Source organism: Bacteroidota bacterium, assembly GCA_026391695.1.
Classification (GTDB): Bacteria; Bacteroidota; Bacteroidia; order Bacteroidales; family JAGONC01; genus JAPLDP01.
In genome coordinates this window covers 12,663-34,745 of sequence record JAPLDP010000021.1, presented here as the reverse complement: position 1 = coordinate 34,745, position 22,083 = coordinate 12,663, and the positions used below count along the sequence as shown (strand labels likewise).

The 22,083-nt window shown below is 42.6% G+C and carries 12 protein-coding genes; 2 read left to right on the top strand and 10 right to left on the bottom strand.

Annotated elements, in window-relative coordinates; all coding sequences use genetic code 11:
- The 3 genes from NT175_01405 to NT175_01395 are packed head-to-tail and all read right to left on the bottom strand — an operon-like array spanning window position 1 to window position 5,120.
- Window positions 1-2,862: a PD-(D/E)XK nuclease family protein gene (locus NT175_01405; GenBank protein ID MCX6233371.1), complete on the bottom strand. Its 2,862-nt coding sequence runs from the start codon at window positions 2,860-2,862 to the stop codon at window positions 1-3.
- 3 nt (window positions 2,863-2,865) lie between these two features.
- Window positions 2,866-3,621: a nucleotidyltransferase family protein gene (locus NT175_01400; protein ID MCX6233370.1), complete on the bottom strand. Its 756-nt coding sequence runs from the start codon at window positions 3,619-3,621 to the stop codon at window positions 2,866-2,868.
- A gap of 11 nt (window positions 3,622-3,632) precedes the next feature.
- Window positions 3,633-5,120 (bottom strand): phosphotransferase, encoded by a 1,488-nt coding sequence (locus tag NT175_01395; GenBank protein ID MCX6233369.1) that lies wholly within the window; start codon window positions 5,118-5,120, stop codon window positions 3,633-3,635.
- Between the two features lie 199 nt (window positions 5,121-5,319).
- On the opposite strand from NT175_01395, the gene NT175_01390 reads away from it, so the two are divergent.
- The gene (locus tag NT175_01390; GenBank protein MCX6233368.1) at window positions 5,320-5,823 is read left to right on the top strand and encodes a ferritin family protein; all 504 of its coding nucleotides are present in this window, start codon (window positions 5,320-5,322) and stop codon (window positions 5,821-5,823) included.
- An 88-nt stretch (window positions 5,824-5,911) separates the two neighbouring features.
- Here the strand turns inward: NT175_01390 and NT175_01385 are convergent, their stop codons facing one another.
- The 3 genes from NT175_01385 to NT175_01375 all read right to left on the bottom strand — a co-directional run bounded on the left by NT175_01385 (window position 5,912) and on the right by NT175_01375 (window position 13,596).
- Window positions 5,912-7,960: a YCF48-related protein gene (locus tag NT175_01385; protein MCX6233367.1), complete on the bottom strand. Its 2,049-nt coding sequence runs from the start codon at window positions 7,958-7,960 to the stop codon at window positions 5,912-5,914.
- 182 nt (window positions 7,961-8,142) lie between these two features.
- Window positions 8,143-9,216, bottom strand: coding sequence for a hypothetical protein (locus NT175_01380; GenBank protein ID MCX6233366.1), 1,074 nt, complete (start codon window positions 9,214-9,216; stop codon window positions 8,143-8,145).
- A gap of 9 nt (window positions 9,217-9,225) precedes the next feature.
- Entirely contained in the window at window positions 9,226-13,596 is a 4,371-nt protein-coding gene (locus NT175_01375) for an MG2 domain-containing protein (GenBank protein ID MCX6233365.1), read from the bottom strand.
- Between the two features lie 178 nt (window positions 13,597-13,774).
- On the opposite strand from NT175_01375, the gene NT175_01370 reads away from it, so the two are divergent.
- Window positions 13,775-14,290 carry an RDD family protein gene (locus NT175_01370; protein ID MCX6233364.1) on the top strand — a complete coding sequence of 172 codons (516 nt, stop codon included), beginning with the start codon at window positions 13,775-13,777 and terminating at the stop codon, window positions 14,288-14,290.
- Between the two features lie 55 nt (window positions 14,291-14,345).
- Here NT175_01370 and NT175_01365 read toward each other — a convergent pair whose 3' ends face one another.
- From NT175_01365 to NT175_01350, 4 genes are all read right to left on the bottom strand, one after another.
- On the bottom strand, window positions 14,346-15,521 hold the full coding sequence (locus tag NT175_01365; GenBank protein ID MCX6233363.1) for a glycosyltransferase: 1,176 nt from the start codon (window positions 15,519-15,521) through the stop codon (window positions 14,346-14,348).
- A gap of 91 nt (window positions 15,522-15,612) precedes the next feature.
- Window positions 15,613-18,441: a TonB-dependent receptor gene (locus NT175_01360; protein ID MCX6233362.1), complete on the bottom strand. Its 2,829-nt coding sequence runs from the start codon at window positions 18,439-18,441 to the stop codon at window positions 15,613-15,615.
- A gap of 60 nt (window positions 18,442-18,501) precedes the next feature.
- Window positions 18,502-19,332: a DUF4249 family protein gene (locus NT175_01355; GenBank protein MCX6233361.1), complete on the bottom strand. Its 831-nt coding sequence runs from the start codon at window positions 19,330-19,332 to the stop codon at window positions 18,502-18,504.
- 11 nt (window positions 19,333-19,343) lie between these two features.
- Window positions 19,344-22,064 (bottom strand): TonB-dependent receptor, encoded by a 2,721-nt coding sequence (locus NT175_01350; protein ID MCX6233360.1) that lies wholly within the window; start codon window positions 22,062-22,064, stop codon window positions 19,344-19,346.
- Window positions 22,065-22,083: the final 19 nt, after the last annotated feature.

The window sequence follows — 22,083 nt, the reverse complement described above, 5'->3', positions numbered from 1 at the left end:
CTATCTGTTACAAATACCCTTAAAAGGGCAATATTTACAATTGTCGCTGTCAGTCGTTTGAGTAAAAGGATTCTTCTGATCGAACATTTCGAAAAGGATTGTATCCAGGAGGTTTTTAAAATCATCTAATGTTTGAATAGTAATATCCGCCTCCCCGGGAAGTTTAACCTCAATGAGTCCCTGGCTATGCTTATGGAATGAGAGGACACCGGGAACGACGCTACGGGCGCCGCCGGGGGATTTCTGAAGAAGAAAGATATACGCATACACCAGCAGCTGAAAGCTGTTATCGGCCTTGGCATCATCTCTCATCTCTTCAAAACTCTTCACCTTCAGGTTGCTTTCGACGATGTTGCCGGTCTTATAATCGATGATACGCCGGAGGGTTCCAACCTGGTCTATCCTGTCGATTTTACCTTTCAGTTTCACAGGTATGATCCTATCTTCCATTTTAACATCCACAATCGTATCAAACCACTGTTCAAGGAAGCGAATGACAGGGGGTGTTCCGTTTATCACACTTTGGCTAATGAACTGCTTTTCGGTCAGCAGAAGATTCCTGATAAATATCCTGGCGACATTGGCTGTGAGGAGATTCTTGCCATATCTGATATCCCCGCCCTGATAGTGCTTGCCAAAAGATGCTTCTGTCTCTTTATCAATCATTTGCATCATCTGTTCGATAGCATCTGTTGTCAGAGGTTTATCCACCCAGGGTTTATAAAATCTGTACATAACATCATGAACGACTTTGCCCAGTGTTGCGGCCTCGATAGTTTCTTCTACCTCCTCTGCTTCGGCCAGCCGGGCTATCTCCCTGAAATAAAATTGAAGAGAGCATTTACGGTATGCATTCAGTGCACTTGGCGCCAGGCCTTTGCGGGCTTTCTCCAGCAGCTTGCCGGCAATGGCATCGCTTTTATCAATGGTTATCGAAAAATTCCTGGTATCTTTTTCAGGAGGCTGGTTCAGTAATTTCTCACTTATCGTGATGTGCGGATTGGCCAGTGGTAATTCGTTAATGATCTGCGTAATGAAGCGGCTTTTATCGCCACCGCCCAGTTCACCTGGTTCGGTATTATAGAGCAAAAAGACCTGTTTACTTCGTTGCAGCAGGCGGTAAAAGTGGTAGGCATAAATGGCATTGCTGTCGCGGTATGTCGGCAATCCGGATTCAACACGTATATCAAACGGAATGAAGGTATTTGTGACCTTGGATTTGGGGAGTATATCCTCATTTACAGAGAGCATGATCAGATTAGCGAAGTCCAGTGTCCTGGTCTCGAGCATGCCCATGATCTGCAGCCCTTTGAGCGGCTCGCCAAAGAATGGTATGGTCTGACCTGCAACAATCTGCCTGAAGATATTCCGCAGCGTTAATGTACTGGTTATAAAATTATATGTGCTGCTCAACCCGGTTATACGCCGGATAATCCTGGCGAAGTGGAAAATGTACTCTATTTCGATGGTGTTACGGTGCCCGACAGATTTATCAGCAATAAGGCGATCTCTGAAGCGTTCGAGTAATTCCAGAAAGCATTGCAGCGCTTTAGCGGGCTGATTGTCCCAGTTCTGAAAGATCAGCCTGACCACAGAGCTATAACCTGGAGCTTCGGATTTAAAGAGTGGTTCCAGCTCCTTATCGGTGAAAAAAATTTTGTTTGTACTTTGCAGACCGGCGATGGTCTCCCTCAGCTTTTGCGGATCATCGCTCAACGACAGGATATAGGGATGATTCAGTACCCTGAAAGCATCCTTGTAATAATATTTCCATGCAGAGGCTGATGGCAGGTTAAAGAACCGCCCGGCATTTTCATGCATGGTAAAGATAGTTTCGAAGAGGTCATAAACCGGCGTGAAGATCAATGGATAGCCCATGGTGACATTGAATTCGCCGATGTCGCCCGGCAGCGAATTCAACAGAGGGATAAGCAGGTTCTCTTCCGAAAGTACAACAGCGGTATTTTGCAGGTCATTACTGGCGTTCCGGATATCCTGTATGATCTGCCCTGCCACCTTCACCTGTCCGATATTCTGCGCCACGCCAATGATGGTGATCTGCTTTTCGCCCTGTAAAAAATCATCAGTAGTCCATTTAATTTCTCCGAATCTCCCGCTTTCAATGTATTTCCTGATAAAGTTACCGGCTTCCTGTTTGGGATTGCCGACATAATATGCATCGGCATCAAAAAGGATCTCAGCTTTACCTTTTCCGACAAGAAATTCTATGATTTTCTCCTCTGCCTTTGTCATGGCATTAAATCCGCAAAACAGAACCGTATGCCATTTCAGCTGTTCGGATATCTGAGGCAGGATTTCTACGACGTGGCGTGATGCCAGACCTTCATAAGCCAGCTTTTTCGCAGCCAGGGATTCAGTGAGTATGGTATAATAAGAATATAAAGATGAATAAAAAGCCATGTAGTTCTTCTGGAGGGTCGTCAGTGGCTGCTGGTCAAGGTTCCACACCGACAGTGCCTTGGCTTCGCTGATGTAAGAAAACAGATTTTTTGTATCGATAAGATAGGAGTCTATCTCATTAAAGTCGCGCAGCAGGACTTTCCCCCAGTGCAAAAAATCATCAAAGGGCTGTGCCTGTTCTTTTTCAATCCTGCAATGGACATCATATAATTCAAAGAGAAGGGAAACAGGGTCGGCCAGCCGGAATCCGGATAACTCAATGATCAGGTCTTCAATTGAATAGACAGCCGGGAGAAGAACAGGCTTATCGATTTTTTTCGCCATGTATTTCTTCAGGAAAAGCCCTGACCTGCGGTTTGGCATGACAACACACATGCCGGCCATCCTGTCGGAATAATTATCTATAATATATGAGGCTACACTATCGAGAAAAGGCTTCATACATCACCACAGTTTAAGTTCACTGACAAATTGTTCTGCTTTTTGGATATCCTCCGGCCTGCCAAGGTCGAACCACAAAGCATGACCCGGGTCATGGCCGAGGATTTTATGCTGCGTCGCTAAACAAAGATACACATCTATGATTGAAAAGCGTTGTTCATGTACCGGAAAACATTGTGACAGATGCGTATTGGCAAAGAATTCCGGCCCGATGACATGTATGCCGCTGAAAGCCATCGCAGTGTACTGCTTTTGCGGCTCACCGGTCCACCTGGTTTCGCCTGTAGCCACGTTTTTCCATCCACAGAGCCGGTTTTCGCTGTCAAATAAAAAGTAACGCGCTGAAGCCCTTTCCTTCACAGTCAGTGTGACCAGGGCACCGGAATGGCGGTGATGCTCATAAAGCCCTTTTAGATTGATATCTGACAGAACATCGACATTATGTATGAGCAATGGCTCATTGTCATCGATAAAAGCCGATGCTTTTATTAATGCACCTCCGGTATCAAGGAGGTTATCACGCTCATCGGAAACACGGATATTCAATCCGAAATTATCATTCATTGCAAGAAAACGGAGTATCTGGTCAGCGAAATGGTGGACATTGATGATGATGTCAGTGAAGCCCTCAAGTTTCAGGCGTCTCAGGATGATCTCAATAAGAGGGATTCCCCTGATGGTGACCAGTGCCTTAGGTGTGGTGTCGGTCAGAGGTCTTAGCCGCTCACCCTTTCCCGCTGCCAGTATCATTGCTTTCATCAGATGTGATTTTATTGCGGTCGATTTTCGTTTTGAGGAGGGGCTCCATGCTGAAGCATGGGGTTAGTCAGGATCCAATTGGCTTGTTCAGTATGGGTAAGGGAGAAATTCATCTTGTACTCAGTCGTCAAGTGGTTCCATAGTTGCTCCGCACAGTACACTGACCTGTGCTGGCCGCCTGTGCAGCCGAAATTTACCTGAAGGTTCATGAATCCCTTTGCCTGATAATCCTCAACAGCCTGGTCGACCAGAACATAGACGTGGTCAAGAAATTTTTTTACCTCTTCTTTCTCCTGCATGAACAGGATGACCGGCATTTCGGTTCCGGCGACAAAACGGTATTCGTCAAATTTCCCGGGATTGGGCAGTGCACGGCAATCAAAGACAAATCCCCCTCCATTGCCGGTATAATCGGCAGGGATACCATTTTTATAGGCAAAGCTATTTATTCTGACGGTCAATGTATTATCGGCTGCCGGCAGCATCCGGTATGTCTTGTTTTCCACGAGCCGCTCAAGCGCAGACATAAGCTCAGGCAAACTGACAGCCAGCTTTTTTTGACGTATGAACCAGTCTATATTGGCAATTGCATAAGGGATGCTTTGCAGAAAATGTGGTTTGTGCTCGATAAGTCCCCTGAGACCGTATGCACCCAGCACCTGCAGTAAACGGATCAGCACATAACCATTAAACAGATCCTCGAAATCTGCCATGTCATAGTGTATATGTTTCTGAAGTTCATCCATGTAAAAGTGAAGCAATTCCTCTCTGACATCGACGGGCATTTCAGCCTTCGCCTGGAAAAGAAGTGACGCCATGTCGTACTGCAAAGCTCCTCTCCTGCCTCCCTGGTAATCGATGAAATATGGCTTATCATTGAAGATGAGGATATTCCTTGACTGAAAATCCCGGTATTGGAAGAACCGGCTGTCGGCTTTGAGCAGAAAGTCCGCCAGGGTACTGAAGTCGCATTCCAGATTCTGCTCGTCATAGTTCGTATCTGCAAATCTGAGGAAATAATATTTGAAATAATTCAGGTCCCACAGCATAGCCTGCTTATCGAACGACTTCTTCGGATAACAAAATGAGTAATCCATGTCGCTGCCCGCGATGATCTGGAAACTGATCAGCTCCCGGAGTACAAGTTTATAATAATCAATAATTTCAGGTGTAAAGCTTTTATGACCATTACCTGATTCCAGCAGTGAAAATAGTGTCCTGTTGCCCAGGTCGCTGATCAGGTAGACATCATGGACAAGGTCTTCAGCATAAATTTCCGGTACGTTTAATCCATGTTTCAGGAAATGCCGGGTAAAAGCGAGAAATGCCAGGTTTTCCTTTTTAATGGGATTATGGACGCCCATAGCCGTATGGCCGTGGCCTGCCATGCGGAAGTAACGCCGCGAGGAGCCGGATCCGGGCAATGCATTAATTGTTGTAGGTTCAGCACCCGACCATGATTTAAAAAGTGCAGTAAGATGGCTGTGAATACTATTCACTAAAATATTTATAATGGTTGATGACAAATTTACTTAAAAAGTTGTTTTGTCGCATCGGAAATAACCACCTCACCCCTAACCCCTCTCCTTAAGGAGAGGGGAAAAAGGGGTGAGGTCAATTTTTAAAGTTCAAATTCGCTTTATCCTTAAGCGATTTACACTAATTTTGAAAGATCATTTAACATCTAAAACCAAACCCATGTCAAAAACAGCAACCGATATATTGAAAGAAGCAATATTGCTTGAGCGGAGAGGCAAAGCCTTCTATACTGCAGCAGCTGAGCAGACCAAAAGTGAAGCAGCAAAAAAGATTTTTTCCATGATGGCCGAAGAGGAAGATGATCACATCAAATTCTTATCCGACCAGTTTTCACACTTTCAGAAGACCAATCATTTCATGGAGCATGAAACGCATGAGGAGAATGCCAGCGATGAAATAGCCATGCAGGTACTGTCGGGCGAGATCACCAGGCAGGTGAATGCCGCCAGTTTTGAGGCAGCGGCGATATCGGCAGCCATGGATTTTGAAACCCGTGCTGTGCAGATCTATTCAGAACGGGCTGAGAAAGCCACCGACTCCAATGAGAAAAGTGCCTATCAGATGCTGGCCGATTGGGAAAAGGGGCACCACAAATGGTTGCACAGGATCAATGAGGATCTGAAAGAGCAGGTGTGGTATGATAATAATTTCTGGCCGTTTTAAAAGTCAGCAGTCGGCAGTCGGCAGTCACCAAGAGGTAGTTGAAAGTTAAAGAAATAGTTCTTGTGTAATTGATATCATCCGTCAGTTATTATTCCTTCACAAACTTTAATACAAATGTGTCATTCCCATTATTGATACTCACCACATAAACTCCTGTTGTAAAATTATTTATGCCAAGTTCAGTTTGTTCCTGTGTGATCTGCTTTTGCAAAAGTAATTGTCCCTGGAGATTATAAATTGAGATGAAGGTTTTCTGGAAATTTGAAGGTTTTTGCAGGGTAATGGTTATTTTATCTTTTGCAGGATTGGGGTAAATTAAAATATCCGGACTTTCTTTAGGCTTTTCTGGAATCCAGGTACCACCACCATTTGTGGTTTTGAGAATTGTATTATTATAACCAACAACATACCCTGTATTTACGTCGGTAAAATGTATGGAACACAAATCATTTGAAGTTACTGATACCAGACTTGTCCAATTTGCACCTCCATCAGTGGTTTTGAGAATAATGCCATCATCACTAACCGCATATCCAGTATTTACGTCGGTAAAAAATACGCAATATAATGAGATCCAAACAGCTTGTGTCGGATTTGTCCAATTTATTCCTCCATCTGTGGTTTTAAGGATAGTAGCATAACCAACCGCATATCCAGTATTTATGTCTGTAAAATATACAGAAGTTAGCCTAATGGAAGTTCCCGATGCCTGAATTACCCAATTGGTCCCTCCGTTTGTAGTTTTAAGGATAGTAGCCCAACCAACCGCATACCCAGTATTTATGTCTGTAAAATATACAGAACGTAAATCATTTGAAGTTCCTGATGTCTGACTTATCCAGTTCAATCCACCGTCTGAAGTTTTAATTATTGTGCCTTCAGAACCAACAGCATACCCAGTATTTATGTCTGTAAAATATACAGCATTTAAGCAATTGGTGGTTCCCGATATCTGACTATTCCAGTTTGTTCCGCCATTTGTAGTTTTAAGTATTGTTCCATCCCAACCAACCGCATAACCTGTATTTGCATCGGTAAAATAAACGGAATATAAGCAATTTGAGGTCCCTGAAGTCTGACTTATCCAATTTGTTCCGCCATTTGTAGTTTTAAGTATTGTTCCATCCGAACCAACTGCATACCCTGTATTTGCGTCGGTAAAATATATGGAAAATAAATAATTTGAAGTTACTGATGTCAAGCTTGTCCAATTTGCTCCTCCATTTGTAGTTTTAAGTATTGTTCCATCTTCACCAACCGCATACCCGATATTTATGTTGGTAAAATAAATGGAATGTAAACCATGGAAAGGTATCGATGTTTGATTAGTCCAGTTTGTTCCGCCATTTGTAGTTTTGAAAATATTACCATAATCACTAACCGTATATCCAGTATTTATGTCGGTAAAATATACAGCATTTAAGCAATTGGTGGTTCCCGATATCTGACTATTCCAGTTTGTTCCACCATCCGTGGTTTTAAGTATTATACCCCCTCCACCAACTATATACCCTGTATTTGTGTCGGTAAAATATATGGAAGTTAAACTATGTAAAGTTCCTGATGTTTGACTAGTCCAGTTTGTTCCGCCATTTGTTGTTTTAAGTATTGTTCCATCCGAACCAACCGCATACCCTGTATTTGCATCGGTAAAACATACACAAAGTAAATGATTTGTAGTTCCTGATGTCTGACTTATCCAGTTCAATCCACCGTCTGTAGTTTTAATTATTGTGCCTTCAGAACCAACGGCATACCCAGTATTTGCGTCGGGGAAATATACAGCTCCTAAAGAAATTGAAGTTCCAGATATCTGACTTATCCAGTTTGTTCCTCCATTTATGGTTTTGAGTATTATACCATTGTTACCAACTACATACCCTGTATTTGTGCTGGTAAAATATATGGAATTTAAAAAATCAGAAGTACCTGATGTTAAAATTGTCCAATTCATTCCCCCATCAGTAGTTTTTATTAATGTTCCATATTGACCAACCGCATAGCCTGTATTTGAGTCGACAAATTTTACATCACTTAAACAATTGTTTGGTGGTAATGGATACAACCATTTCCAGTCCTGGGAATGTGCAATATTCAATGTGAAGACTGCAAGTAATAAAATGTAAAGCTTTTTCATAATATGATGGTATAATATTTACAGCCTAAAATAACTTACTGCATGCTACATAGTGCTTAGTGCCGGCTGTCTGACTGCCGACTGAAGACTGCTGACTGCTGATCCCGATCTCACTCACTTCGTTCGTTCGTCGGGACGTCGCTTAGCTCCGCCGCCGACTGAGGACTTATAAAACTTTATCATCAATTAACCTTCACCACCCCGGCTCCAAAAACAGAGTGATACTGCCCGTCGTACATGGCCTCGGCGCTTACCGGCCCCATCTTGAAGGTACCCTGTGATACTACCCTCACGGTATAATAAAAGTTGGTCCATCTATCCATGCTTATATGCGTCTGAGGCTTATCTCCCTGACGATCTTCCCTATTCTCCCCTTCAGTGATGAAAAATGAAATCCGGTCATCCCGTATATCCATATAATCCGCTTCCGACTGGTCTTTGATCCAGCTCATCTCCCTGGCAGGGGTGATACGGGGATTTTCAATCTCGAAGCACGCCGGCAACAGGTCAGTGATAGCGACATTTTTGATGGTGCCGGCCAGCAGTGAACGTATGCTGACCTTCACAACAACAAGGTCATTTTGAGAAAATACATTATTTATCAATGCCCTTCCATAACGGTCATAAAAGGCTTTTCTAACCGACAGATAATTGTCGGTTTCTTTTACCTGACCTGATGCGCTTATGCCTTCCACATCATAGAAATAATATAAGGTTCCTTTATCGCTTGTGCGGATAGTGACAGGCTTATTATTTATGTCATCGCTGAGGATCAGGTCACTACCGGTGAAATCGGCAGTTTTCCGGCCATTGATTGCGATACTGGCTTTAACCTGATTAACGCCGATCATGTGTGCCAGCTTTCCCAAGGCCAATAATGCAAAAGCCTGTTCCTGTGTAGAATACCATCCGCCGTCACGGAGCTCTTGCGACAGTGCCCGTGCCAGGATAGGTATCTGCTGGTCACCGGGATCGGCCTGCACCAGAGTATACAACGATATAGCCATATCTCTCAGATAAGAACAGAATGATCCGCCAAAGGATCGCCGCAACCGCCCTTCTCCAAAGGACGATGGCAAAGTGGTCCCGAATGCTTCACGGTCACCGACCAGGCTGAAGGCCGCCGCCAGCAGATAGCGGCTGTCAGCATCAAGCATTTCAGGATGAGCCTTGTAATAGTTCATCAGCGACAGATTCTGGTTATCCGCCAATGCCATGACAAACAGTGAGTAAAATATTTCCTTGCTGGCAAACACCCTTTTTACTTACTGGCCATTGTTATCCGGATAATAATATTCCTCTGTTGACTTTTCTTTGACTTTCTGCTCAAGATACCTGAACATACTATTTAGGATCCTGTCATTGACGGCATATCCTGCCTGCCGTGCCTCATAAAGAAAATGGGTACCATAGGCTGTCACCCACCAGTTTGGCTCGCCGCCTCCCGGCCATAACAATAGACCGCCGTCATCCACCTGCAGCGACTGTATCTTCGTGATGACCTCCTGAACGAGGAACTCAAGATTATATGCCCTCTCTTTCTTCTCCTGTCCAAGCATTTTTGCGAGATCCATAAAGTAAATCAACGGAAAAGCTTTCGATATGAGCTGTTCAGAGCAGCCGTAGGGATAGTTGAGAAGGTCATTCAAATGCTTGGAAAACTCAATAGTAGGTGTTTTGCTGAGTATCAGCTTCGATGCTGCCGAAGCAGGAAGGAAATCTGTTCTGACATTTATGGACGCTGAGTCGCCGCCGGTGACAGATCCTGAACCGGTGACATGTGACAGCCCGGCAGGGGGACGGACAGGTATGACGGTGATATCCGTAAACCTTTCATTTAGAGCTTCCACAGAGATGTTTACTTCAGCCTCTCCTACATCAGGTCCGGCAGCTATATCATACAGTACCTGTTGTTCACTGTTAGGCTGTAAGGTGACCGTTTTCACACTTTCATTACCTGGCTGCACAGGTCCCTTTGTTTCGATGGTGACAGTGGCCTTCGTTGGCTTGCCGGTGGCATTGGTGACCGTGACAGGTACCAGGGCATTGTCGCCGGGGCTGAGGAAACGCGGCAGCGCTGTGCTGATGATGACAGGGTCGGCAACACGGATATTTTTTTCCGCTGCTGCAAACTTCTCGTTATCATAAGCTACGGCCATAATACGCAGCGATCCTGAAAACTGCGGGATGTCAAATGAAAACCGGCACTCCCCCTTCGCATCGGCCTTCAGTATGCCGCTCCACCAGGCCAGCAGCCTCGCCCGCTTACCGGTGACAGGGCTGATGAATTTACCCAGCTTTAAACCTATGTCACCACCTGTTTTTGAAAGGTTCGTACCCAGTTCAGGATACAATAAGCCATAGATATCACTGGCAGTGACTTCCAGTGCCCGTTTCTGGAAAAAATAATCCAACGGGTTGGGCGTCAGGAAGCCGGTGACCTGCAGGATGCCCTCGTCGACGATGGCGACAGTCATCTCAGCTCCGGGATCAGTTTTTATCACCACCTCCTGCCGCTTTTTACTCCGTGTTTCATCCGCAGCATTGATATCCAGCGACAGCCTGGAATCAGGGTCCATGACCTTCAGTGAGGCAAAACCATGAGCTACGGTCAGTGGCAGGTCATTGCCCTTGTGAGGGCGGAAGGCTGTGGCCGTTATGTATATGTTAGGAAGATACTCTTCCTTTATCATGAGGTTGATGCTCGCCGCCTTATTGGATGTCGTCACTACGTGACTCTCCATGACATCATCCCTCTCAACGGTGATTAAAAGCTTTCCATCGAAGGGAGTTTTGAAAAGCAGGCGGGCTGTCTGCCCCGGCCTGTACTCCTGCTTGTCGGCTTCGATGGTGATCTGTCCTTCCCTGTTCACTTCAAACGATGTATAATCTGTGTCACCCCAGCCATAAGCATAAAACTCCTGTGCCACATAACCTTCACTCCCGGACGCCATGATGCGGATCTCATAGCTGCCTGAAGCGCCAGGTGTATAGGTATAGGTCGTGACACCATCATCAATGGTCAGGGTCTTATCAAGGATGACATGTTCCACCCGTTCTGACTTATAATTGTAGCTGTAGCCGGTGTGTTCTATCACTGTTTCGTAAGTAAACTGAACGATCTGCACCCGGGCTGAGGCACTGCTGACCTTTTTACCGTTTTTATCGACGGCTATCAATCCGATGTCAAGTGGCTTCCGGGTACCCACCCAGCGGTCAAACTGTTTGATCCCGAAAAACAGATTCTGGGTGAGTATGTCTACTTGTGTCAGCCTGTTGACAGGCCGGCCTGTTTCATCGAAGACAGTGGTGAATATATTTCCCTGAAGGATACCTATATCCTTAAAACCGGCAGCCTGAAATACCTCAGTGGCATTGCCCTGATCATCCGTAGATCCCTCCCTGGTTACATTTTCAAAAGAACGGTCCTTTGTCAGAATGATTTCAAATGTATAATCAGGAAATTCCTTTGGCGTAAAACGCTTTTGTGATATCTGCAGCTCTGTCTCATAATTTCTGTTTGCTGCCGGCGTCCCGAAAAGATTCATCGCATTGATGTCAAGCTTTATATCCTCTTGTGAGCGGTATTCCTGTTTATCGGCAAGAGCAGTCACCTTGATACGGTCAGGCAGGAACTCTTCAACCAGTATGCGTGATGATTTCAGCAGAACATCATTTCCGGAATATACTTCGATGACATAAGCGCCAGTCATGGCATCATAAGGCAGTGAGAAGTGTGAGCCAGCCGATCCCTGGCTGTCGAGAGTCTTCCTGAATGCAAGGAATTCCCGACCATCAGGTCTGACAACCCTAATCTTGACCGGAATATCCCTTTCGGTCTTCCAGTCCATTGTCCTGACAATTGTGTTAAAATAGACGGTATCTCCCGGCCTGTATATATCCCTGCCGCCATAAAGGAACACATCATATATCAGCCCTGCTGTGCGCTTGCCGCCGACGTCGAACCTGGAGGTCTCAACCATCGACTCACTTAACAGGATGTAATTGAAATCATTATCCTTATGGGCGGTGATCATGGTAATGACGAATCCGGGAATATTGGCATCGACATCCTTCAGATGGGCTATACCCTGTTTATCGGTGGTCATCGTATAAACCAACTGGTTATTGCTGCTCATGAAGTTGACCTGCACACCGGTGACAGGAGTGGCGTCCCTGATTGAATTGACATAGACAAGAATATCCTTTTTCCCGCTTCTGACGATGAGTCCCAAGTCCGAAACGGCAAAAAGCTGAACATCCTTCAGCCAGCTATTATCGATAGATTCGACTTTTATCAGGTAAATACCCTTCAACAGATTGGACAGATCTATCGCATCGGTATTGATGTTCAGCAATCGTATGTTGCCATTTTTAGGTAGCGTAGATGTTTCGATAACTTTTGAAAAGATGGTCTGTCCATAGTCTTCCCTGAAACCATAGTCGTAAAAATTGTAATACTGGTCGTTAGCATACTCCCATTCATAGGATTTGCCTTCACGCATGTAATGCTGGATGTTGTTTTCGAAAATTTTAAATATGCTGATGCGGATTTTCGGGACATTGATGATCTGAACGCCGACATTCCTGTTGCCCTTCAGTGAAAGATAGCGGCCGGCCTTATCGGTAAAGGCAATATTGGGCTCCAGGTCGCCGAAAGTAACATATTGCGTGTATGTTTTACCTATTGTCTTTCCGAAGACACCTTTTATGTCACCCGATAACGTCACTTTATAGGTCTGACCCTCACTGAAATTACCTTTGAGAAGGAAACCCTCCTTTGCCGGTTCCACCTTGAGGTCAATATATGGCTCAACAGTCACCAGGTCGGCCAGGTTTTCTGCTACTAAAGGTTGTGAAGTAAAAATGCTGATAACACCATAACCACCTTCGAAATAGCCTTGCATTTCTCTCACCTGAAGCTGCTCTTTCGGAGGTAGGGTCAATACTTTGTCAATGGTTTCGTCGCTTTGCCAGCCGCAGATACCACAACCGAGTCCCGGTGAGATGCGGATATGGATAGAAATATCGTCTGAGTCTGACTGCTCAGGTTCCGCAATTAAAATCTCCTGTGATTCCCCCACGGCAGGGCCTGACAGGGTAAAGAAAACATCCTTTTCAGCGATGATGACTTTCAGCAGATTGCTGAGGAGACCAGGGTCAACGGCATTATTGAACTGCAGCCTGATCCTGATCCCTACGCTGTAACCGGCGTTCTCGTTCATCATCCAGCTTGCATTGGCTGACATTAAAGCCAGGTAGGGTGTATGAAACGAAAAGGTTTGCGAGGAAACACTGAGCCTTTTGCCACCAGCCAGACTCAGGTTTTTGGTGTTGAGAGAGGCCTTGAAATCACAGCAGGGATTTAAAAGTTCTGCCGCTGAAAACAGCAGGGTATTATCCGCCGTCCACTTGAACCTGCCCTGCACAGGAGGCTCAAAATCAAGGTACTTCACGGTGTCCCAGATATTCAGCAGCGAGTCGGCAGCCACAGGCATGCTGAAAGTAAATACCAGCTCCTGATTCCTGGCTACCTCCTCCTTAAAATTTGTTTCAGCGACTTTAACCGTCTTCTTAAATGTACATCCTGCCATGAGGACAAGGGCAAGGAAGTAAAGGGGAATGAGATTTTTCATGATAGATTAAAATTCAAAGAGCAAATATTAAAGACTATAAAACAATGATCAATGATCAAACTATAAAGATGCAGCGATGTACCGACATAGCGATATAAAATATAACAATATAACACCCGGTTAGAGATTGGTACGTAAATATACATTATATTTGAATGATAATTTAAAACATTTTTCTATGGAAGAACAATTTCAACAACCACAGGTTGTCCAGGCGCCGGGAGTGACCTATGCAGGTTTCTGGTGGCGGTTTCTGGCATACATCATTGATGATTTCATCTTATCATTCGTCAATTTCGTCCTGATCGCGCCGGTATGGGCTATTTTGGGTTTATCCTTTTTCGGGATGATGGGCCATGAAAATTATTCATGCGATGAAAGCTGGCTTGGATTCATCGGACCCTTTGTCGGAGTCGTCATTTATGCCGTCGTTGTGAGTACATGTGTACAATGGCTATATTTTGCGCTGATGGAATCGTCGAAGCACCAGGCTACGCTGGGCAAGATGGCCATAGGAGCTAAGGTGACCGACATGCAGGGCGGCAGGATATCCTTTGCCCGGGCCACGGGCAGGTATTTTGCCAAGATCCTCTCAGGGATGATCCTGATGATCGGCTATATCATGGCCGGCTTCACCGAGAAGAAGCAGGCGCTGCATGATATTCTGGCGGAGACACTGGTGATTAAGTTATGACATCACTTATGGCTGATTGGCCTTACTGGTAGATAGATTCAGCTTATTACGGATTTCAGGGATATTTTGTTATCAGAGGTACACTTTTGGTCGGAATGCTTTCCTTTTGACTGTATTCAGTCTCCATATCAGGGATTAGTAAAGATCGGTAAAGTTTCACCTTCTTATTGACATTTTTGTGCCAATCGAATAAAGAGATCACTTTTTCACGACCAGCTTTCCCCATTTCTCTTCGCAAAGGCTCATTAAAGATTAACCTTTCAACTGCATCAACAGCTTTATGAATATCATTGACAGGAACGATAGTTCCCGTTTTATCGTCATCAACAACCTCAGGCAGTCCTCCGGCATCTGAAACCACTACCGGTATTTCACAGGCTGAAGCCTCAAGTACCGCAACACCGAAGCCTTCTGAGTTGGAAAGCGCTATATAGAGAGAGAGCATGTTGTAATATTGCACAATATTCGAATAAGGAACCTGACCGGTAAAAACAACCTTGTCAATTAATCCCAGAGTCAGTACTAATGATTTTAATCCAGTCGCAAGCGAACCTCCTCCCACAATCAGAAGCTTCAGTTTTTGTTCAGGATATTTCAGGCACAATTCATAAAAAACTTTTATGAGGATATCTATTCCATAAACAGGTTCCAGAGATTTTATAGTACCAATCACAAAATCATCCTGCTGAAAAAGTGAAGCAACAGGTATAGGTTTAAAAATATTAGGATCCACTCCAAAATAGATAACCTTGATATTATGATCAGTATAGTTTTTTATATGCGATACCATTGCCATACTTGTGGAACAAATCAGTGCAGATTTTCTGAAATTGAATCTCAGGATGTATTTCCCTATAAAAGATTTCTTCGGAAAAGAGTAAATATCGCTCCCCCAGACCGATATGATAAGGGGTTTAAATCCACTCAGTGCGCCCAAAAGGCCATTGCTGGAAGCATAATGAGCATCAACTATATCGGGTTTAAACTCTTTAATGACCTTTTTCAGGTAAGGGACTGCTCTTAAATAGACTATCTTGCTGAAGAGCGAAGCAGAAAAAATTTTGTGGTCAAATTTCATGGGCGAATAAAGAGGAATTGAAAAGTCAAGATACCAATGCTGTGTAGGAGTTGCTATGCTGAAAACCGCAATGTCAATGCCTTTCATTTTAAGACTGATTGCCCATTTTTGTGTATGGGGAGAATTGATATCGGATATCATCAGGATTCTCATACCAGATTATATAATTCTATACATTACCAGAGAGGTGCTCAAGCATGACAAATCTGTCTTTTTTCAAGCCCTTAGGATCAAAAGCATCTTATTAATCCTTGCTTTTGACCAAATAATTCCTGAGATTATAGGTAAAGGTTAACATACAATATCGTTGCAGTATTTCTGTTTCAATATCTTCTATATAAGCATCAGTCACAACCCTTTGTAAATTTTTACTTTGGTTGAACAAATCATTTGCTGAGAGTCGGATTTCTCCTCTTTGATTGTTGAAAATCTTTTTCCCAAGACTAAGATTGCATATGAAGTAATTTTGGTCATATCCGGCTGAAAGTCCGTGATAAAACTCATGACTCAGTTGTGCCTGAATGACCAGGCCTTTCCAACACATAGAATAGAACTGAAGCATTGTATTTTGCTTAATGTACTTTTCATTAAGTTCTTTCTGAATAGAATTCACAGTGTTGTTAACAGTGGAACGTGAGGAAAAGGAAAAATCAAGATTCTGGCTTATGTTGCTGCTCAACATGATATTCACAGCAAATGAATGGTTATTGGAAAAATTTTCTGCGCCATTGATTATTCCGGGTTCTCTGGTTAAACCATATGAGGCTTGCAAATTCAGATTGCACCTCAGGCTCTTTAATGGAATACCACATGTTGTAAAAAAACGAAAATCACGGTATCCGTCAATATTGACCGGTTGAATGAGTATAGTTCCCTTCTTTAAACGAAAATCCTTACCAATCAGAGTATCTTTATTGGCTATTAAAGTATTGTTACCTATATAATTACGCGTAAAATCAGCAGAAACTAATAACATCAGAATTGATGAACCCGTGATATTTTTTAAAGTAAATCTCAACAGAATATTATGATCAATTTCCTGTTTGAGATTTTCATTACCAACGGAAAGCTGTAGCGGATTTTCATCATTCACAACATTTTGCAATTGTTTTATTGAGGGCGAGGAGGCCAAAGACCTGTATATTAATTGTAATCGCTGAAAGGATGTAAAATTGATATTCATCCTGGCCTGAGGTAATATAGAATAAAATGACTGTTTCAAACCGTACTTTTCAGGAAATTGTTGCTCCGATCTCAATGAAGCATATTGATAATCAAATCCTGCAGTGACAAACAAGTTTTTACTTCGGTATAAATAACCGGTACCTACGCTATGAGAAGAATATTGCTTTTTAAATTTGTTGGATAAAGCAGTATCCAACAGAGAAAATTGCCTGGTAAGGGTATCGGGTATAAAAGTTTGCTGGTCAGAATAGTTCCCTGTGAATGAATTGCTATAATTAAATTGTAAAAGTCCATTCTTATTTAAGGGTTCTGTAAATACCAATCGTGATGAAATGGTGGAACCATCCGAATAGATATCGGCATGTTGCTCCAGTGAATCAATATATTCTATGTTGCCATCAGTATAGAATTCATATGACTCCTGAGAGTCATCTCCTTTTTTCTGGTTTAATCCACTCCTCATATTGATCGAAGCTGTCCGGCCTTTCTTTTTAGAACGGTGCATATACATGAGATCGCCTGACAAATTATAACCTGTAAGATCGGTGGTATTGTAACTTTTTGTACTTCTGGCGACGATGGTGCCATTCATTGACTGACCAGCGATATCTGAAGATGATTTATTCCCCTGGAAATATAATCTTGGACTAAAAATGAGGGTATTCAAAGTATCCATGACATACTCTAACCTTAAGTTAAGCCTGTGGTTCATGTTTTGAGAACCTGAATTATTCAGTTCCTTGTAATAATGATCTCCACCATCCGACAAAAAATACTGCTGATTGACCTTTTGGTTTGAATGGTTATCGGAATAATTGAAAAAATAACTTGTGCTGATATTAATATGTCTCCCCAGTGAGTCGGAATAATTCAAACCTATCGACTGTGTTTTAGAGATACCACTTTGTGGGCTGACAATGAAGTTGTTTCCAGGTAAGCCGGGGCCACCCGGAGGCGTACCTTGATCACCGCCGCCTGGTGGCCCAACTCCACTTCCAGGTCCCATGCCCGGCATACCTCCCTCATTAGTAATAACTCCCAACAGGTCTTGCATTGAAAAATTCTGTTGGTTGATATTATTTGACAAACCAATAACCGATATCCTTTTATCATTATTAAAAATATTCACATTACCACCTGCTGAATATTTGCCAGGATATCCATATCCAGCGTAAACCTCACCAAATTGACTGACCCTCAACGAATGATCTGTGACAATATTGATAGCTCTGACCGATTGTCCATCATCAAATCCAGTGAGTTTGTTTTGCTCACTATGCTCATCAAAAACTTCGATTTTATCAATTACCTCAGCAGGAATATTCTTTAATGCTATCATCGGATCTTCATCAAAGTATTTTTTCCCATCAACCAGTACTTTTTTAACTTCTTCACCCTGGGCTTTTACACTCCCATTTTCGACAACCATCCCGGGCATTTTACCAATGAGGTCTTCAGCATATGCATCGGGATTCGTCTTGAATGCCCTCGCGTTAAATTGAAGAGTATCACCTTTTTGTACTGACATAGGCACAACGTCAGTTACTTGAACTTCATCCAGGTTTATATTCGCCTTGGACAGGTAAATATTCCCGAGATTTACTGGGGTATTGGATACAATAAGAGGATGATTATATGTATTAAATCCCATATAGGAGATGGTCAGCCAGTAATTGCCGCTTTTAATATTTTTGAAATTAAAACTTCCTTCAATGTTTGAAGTCTGAGCATACTGGATTGATTGAAACTGGTGAATCAGGATAAGATGTGCCCCCATAAGGGGTTCCCTGTTTGTACTATCCATTACTACCCCGGTTAATGAAACATTCTGGCCAAATGAATGAATTGAACATAACAATCCGAGAAAAAAAAGAGGTAACCTCCACATTGTAATAGATTTTTTTTACGACAAGCGATGTGCGTATGGATTGTCAATTAATCAAAGATTCTATTGATCGGATGATGATTCATTGACCGTTAGGAACAAGGTATCTGAATTTAATCCTGTAAAAATGCCATATCCACCCTCAATATTGGTGTTCGGATTGGTGAGCTCAATTGAACTTTGGTTACTCCCTTCAAATAAATCTGCATACTCCTGGTTAACCTTAAAAAGCACAATGCGATAGACGCCAAAAAAGTAAATTTCCATTGGCCTAAGTGAGTAACCAGCTTCAGTGAGAATTGGGGAATTAGAGATTCTGGGTACATCAGCAGTGTCGAAATTCAAATTAATGAGGTTTTTTGCAGAGTCAAGGTATTCAATGAATACAAAATAATTTGACCCGTCAGGATTGCTCCAGGTTAATTCAATTGGATCAGTGAAACCAAATCCGAAATCACCTTCCTCAATTTTTTCCATTTGAATATTGTTGTCGGATATTGAAAAGTCATCAGGCTTGGAAGGTATAATCGTTGAGGCTTTAATAGTATCATTGCGATATGCGAAATACATTGAATATGAGGAACCCTCTTCAGGTAAAAAATCTTCATTATCATAAGTATAGATTCCAGGCTCCAGCGAATCCGATAAAAGATACGTTTCACTATCTTCACTTATGATTATCTGCAATCCTGAAATTGCTTCCTGGTAAACATTCGTATCGTCAGAGAAAGGCAAAGGTTGACTGACTGAAATTGTAACCTCCTTTCCAGGTATCAGATAAGCTTCAACAACTGGTATATCGTTTATATCTAAGCTATCCATCCTTTCGGTTTCACAAGAGATTGATCCCAAAATAAAGCCGGCTGAAAAAAGTATAACGATTGTTCTCTTCATAATTAACGGTGTTATCTGATTTTCAAGGCAATAGATAGATTCGGAGTAAAACCAAGAAGATATACGTTTGTTTCAGTCATTCCGGTGTCATCAATTTCAAACTCCTTATACCATACATTTTTTCGATTATAGAGGTTAAAAATAGAAACTCCAATATCCCCAATAAACATGTCACCGAGAGTAAAAGCATATTTAGCCGATAAATCAAGTCGGTGATAATCAGGATAACGTTCGCTGTTCTTTACACCCGTTAAAATATATTCTCTTACCTCGCCGTCAGGAAGGGTCAATTCATAACCTCCTAAAGGTTGTGTGTAGGGTTTACCTGTGGCATAAATCCAGGTTCCTGAAAAGACCCATTTTTTTAGTTTATATGATCCGATAATTTTGAATTCATGAGTCACATCATGAGATGCCGGGAAATAACCATTCCCATAGATTGGAAAATTATACAGTACCTGACCCAGGGTGTAGCCCACCCATCCTGAAAACAGGCCATATTTTTTCTGTAAAAGAAATTCGATTCCACGTGCAAAGCCTTTTCCATTATAAAAAAAAGTATCATATTCCATGCTGCTCTGGGCAGGCACGAAGCGTAACGTGTATTCCGAAAGGTTTTTCAGATCCTTATAATAAGCTTCAATATTTAAAATATAATCCTTATTTTCATATTTTGCTCCAAGAGTGTAATGAATGGCTTGTCCAACAGGGATTTCCCCTCCGTCTGACAAAATCCAGAAATCCCTGCTGCCAGCCATAATATCTTCCCTGATAATCCTGTTGGCAAACTGGTAATAGTTACCCCAGGCACACTGTAGTGTGACTTTCTTTAAAGGAGAATAGCTGAATTGTACACGTGGTTCCAGGTATAGCTTACCGGTCATATCAAAATATGACACCCTGAGGCCGGGAAGAAAATAGATCTTTGACAGTGGGGACCACTTATCCTGAAAATATAAGGCTGCCAGATTTCCATTATCATGCTTATCGAGGATATGGATGGTGTCGTTCATTTCATAAGTATAATCAATGTTATAGAAGGAATATAGAAGCCCGGCTTCAATCAGGTTCTGTTCATTGACATTGTACTCATTATCGATTTTCAGCGAAAAATCCCTGATGTTATTATCTTCAACCGAGCCTCTTTTAGTGACCGTTTCAACTCCATTTTGGGTAAAAGTTCTTTCTGATGTCCTATCGCGATAGCTAAAATAATTCGAATAGGAGATCAGACTGTTTGTATAAAATTTCTCCTTCCATTTATGCGACCATTTGAAACTGCTGCCCCAATTTCCCCATTTAGTCATATCGGTAGTCCCACCCTTAACATTTATTGAGGGAATGGAACGGTTGACATCCCTGGAGTTATCAAGGTTATCCTGTCCTTTAAAAAAACTCAGTGAGAGGATATCTTTGGGGGTTGTCCGGTATGTAGCTTTAAAGTTCAGGTCATAAAAGTACGATAGCGGCTCAATGTTTTCAAAGGCCCTTCCTCTAAATCCCATTCCTGAAGGCATAGGCGGTGGTGTGGACTGCTGGGGGCTGGTTGAATTATCATTTGCAAAGGTGTTGAAGAGTTTGTTGTAGAGATACCCTTTGTATGATTTTCGCCCGGCAAAAAAGATTGAACCTTTTTCGTGAAGCGGTATTTCGATAAAACCGTTGAAATCAAGCATACTGATATCAGCACCTATATTGAAATACTTCTCGTTGCCGGTCTTACCTATGATATCCATAACACTCGATATTCTGCCTCCATATTTTGACTCAAATCCTCCCTTATAGAGCTGAACATCTTTGATAGCGTTGGTATTAAATGCGCTGAAGACACCAAATAAGTGCTCCTGGTGATAGACTGTAAAACCGTCAAATAATATGAGATTCTGGTCAGGACTTCCACCTCTGACATACAAACCCGATGATGACTCGTTACTGCCGCTCACACCAGGCAGCAATTGAAACGTCCGGAAGATATCTGCTGTACCTAAACTTGGCAGGACCGACATCTCCCTGGGCGTCATCGATACAATATTTGCTTTTTCAGGTATTTCAAGCAGATCTTCCCGTTCGCCTTCTATAACGATCTCTTTCAGTTCCGTTGATTCAGGGGTCATCTCAATGACAAGTTGCTTACTTAATAGACGTGGTGATAATTTAACCTCTTCCTGTTTGTATCCGACATAATATACTTCCAGGACAGATGTATCAGAGGGAACATTTATCAGAGTGAAATATCCGTCGCCGTTGGTGGATGTACCATTTTTTGTACCCTTTATGATGACATTGGCAAAAGGAAGAGACTCCCCGCTGGTTTTATCTTTGATGACGCCTGTCAATCGAAAAACCGATTTTCGTTCATACCTCCATTTTTCAGGATCCACCTTTACACCAGCCTTACGGATAACGATAAAATCTTCAACCATGATATATTCCAACGTTGTCAGCCTTAACAGATCATCCATGACCTCTTTTAGAGGTTTCTTACTATAATTCCTGCCCGGGACTATATCAATCGGAATATCTTCACTCAAATAATCGAATTGAACCGGATATCGAAAAGAAATATCCAAGAAGATTTGATTCAGTGTATTGCCATAATACGTGCCGTCAATCTTTATTTCTTCCAAAGATTGGGCATGAGCTGACAAAATCTGACCCGACAATACCATAAAAATAATAAAACATTTTTTAATCATTTTTAAGCTTTTCTTATTCAGCCGTGATAATGCCATAAAGTCGATCATTTTAACT

Coding starts and splice junctions, on each gene's coding strand:
- NT175_01405 (MCX6233371.1), bottom strand. CDS start 2,862: ATGAAGCCTTTTCTCGATAGTGTAGCCTCATATATTATAGATAATTAT.
- NT175_01400 (MCX6233370.1), bottom strand. CDS start 3,621: ATGAAAGCAATGATACTGGCAGCGGGAAAGGGTGAGCGGCTAAGACCT.
- NT175_01390 (MCX6233368.1), top strand. CDS start 5,320: ATGTCAAAAACAGCAACCGATATATTGAAAGAAGCAATATTGCTTGAG.
- NT175_01385 (MCX6233367.1), bottom strand. CDS start 7,960: ATGAAAAAGCTTTACATTTTATTACTTGCAGTCTTCACATTGAATATT.
- NT175_01375 (MCX6233365.1), bottom strand. CDS start 13,596: ATGAAAAATCTCATTCCCCTTTACTTCCTTGCCCTTGTCCTCATGGCA.
- NT175_01370 (MCX6233364.1), top strand. CDS start 13,775: ATGGAAGAACAATTTCAACAACCACAGGTTGTCCAGGCGCCGGGAGTG.
- NT175_01365 (MCX6233363.1), bottom strand. CDS start 15,521: ATGAGAATCCTGATGATATCCGATATCAATTCTCCCCATACACAAAAA.
- NT175_01360 (MCX6233362.1), bottom strand. CDS start 18,441: ATGTGGAGGTTACCTCTTTTTTTTCTCGGATTGTTATGTTCAATTCAT.
- NT175_01355 (MCX6233361.1), bottom strand. CDS start 19,332: ATGAAGAGAACAATCGTTATACTTTTTTCAGCCGGCTTTATTTTGGGA.
- NT175_01350 (MCX6233360.1), bottom strand. CDS start 22,064: ATGGCATTATCACGGCTGAATAAGAAAAGCTTAAAAATGATTAAAAAA.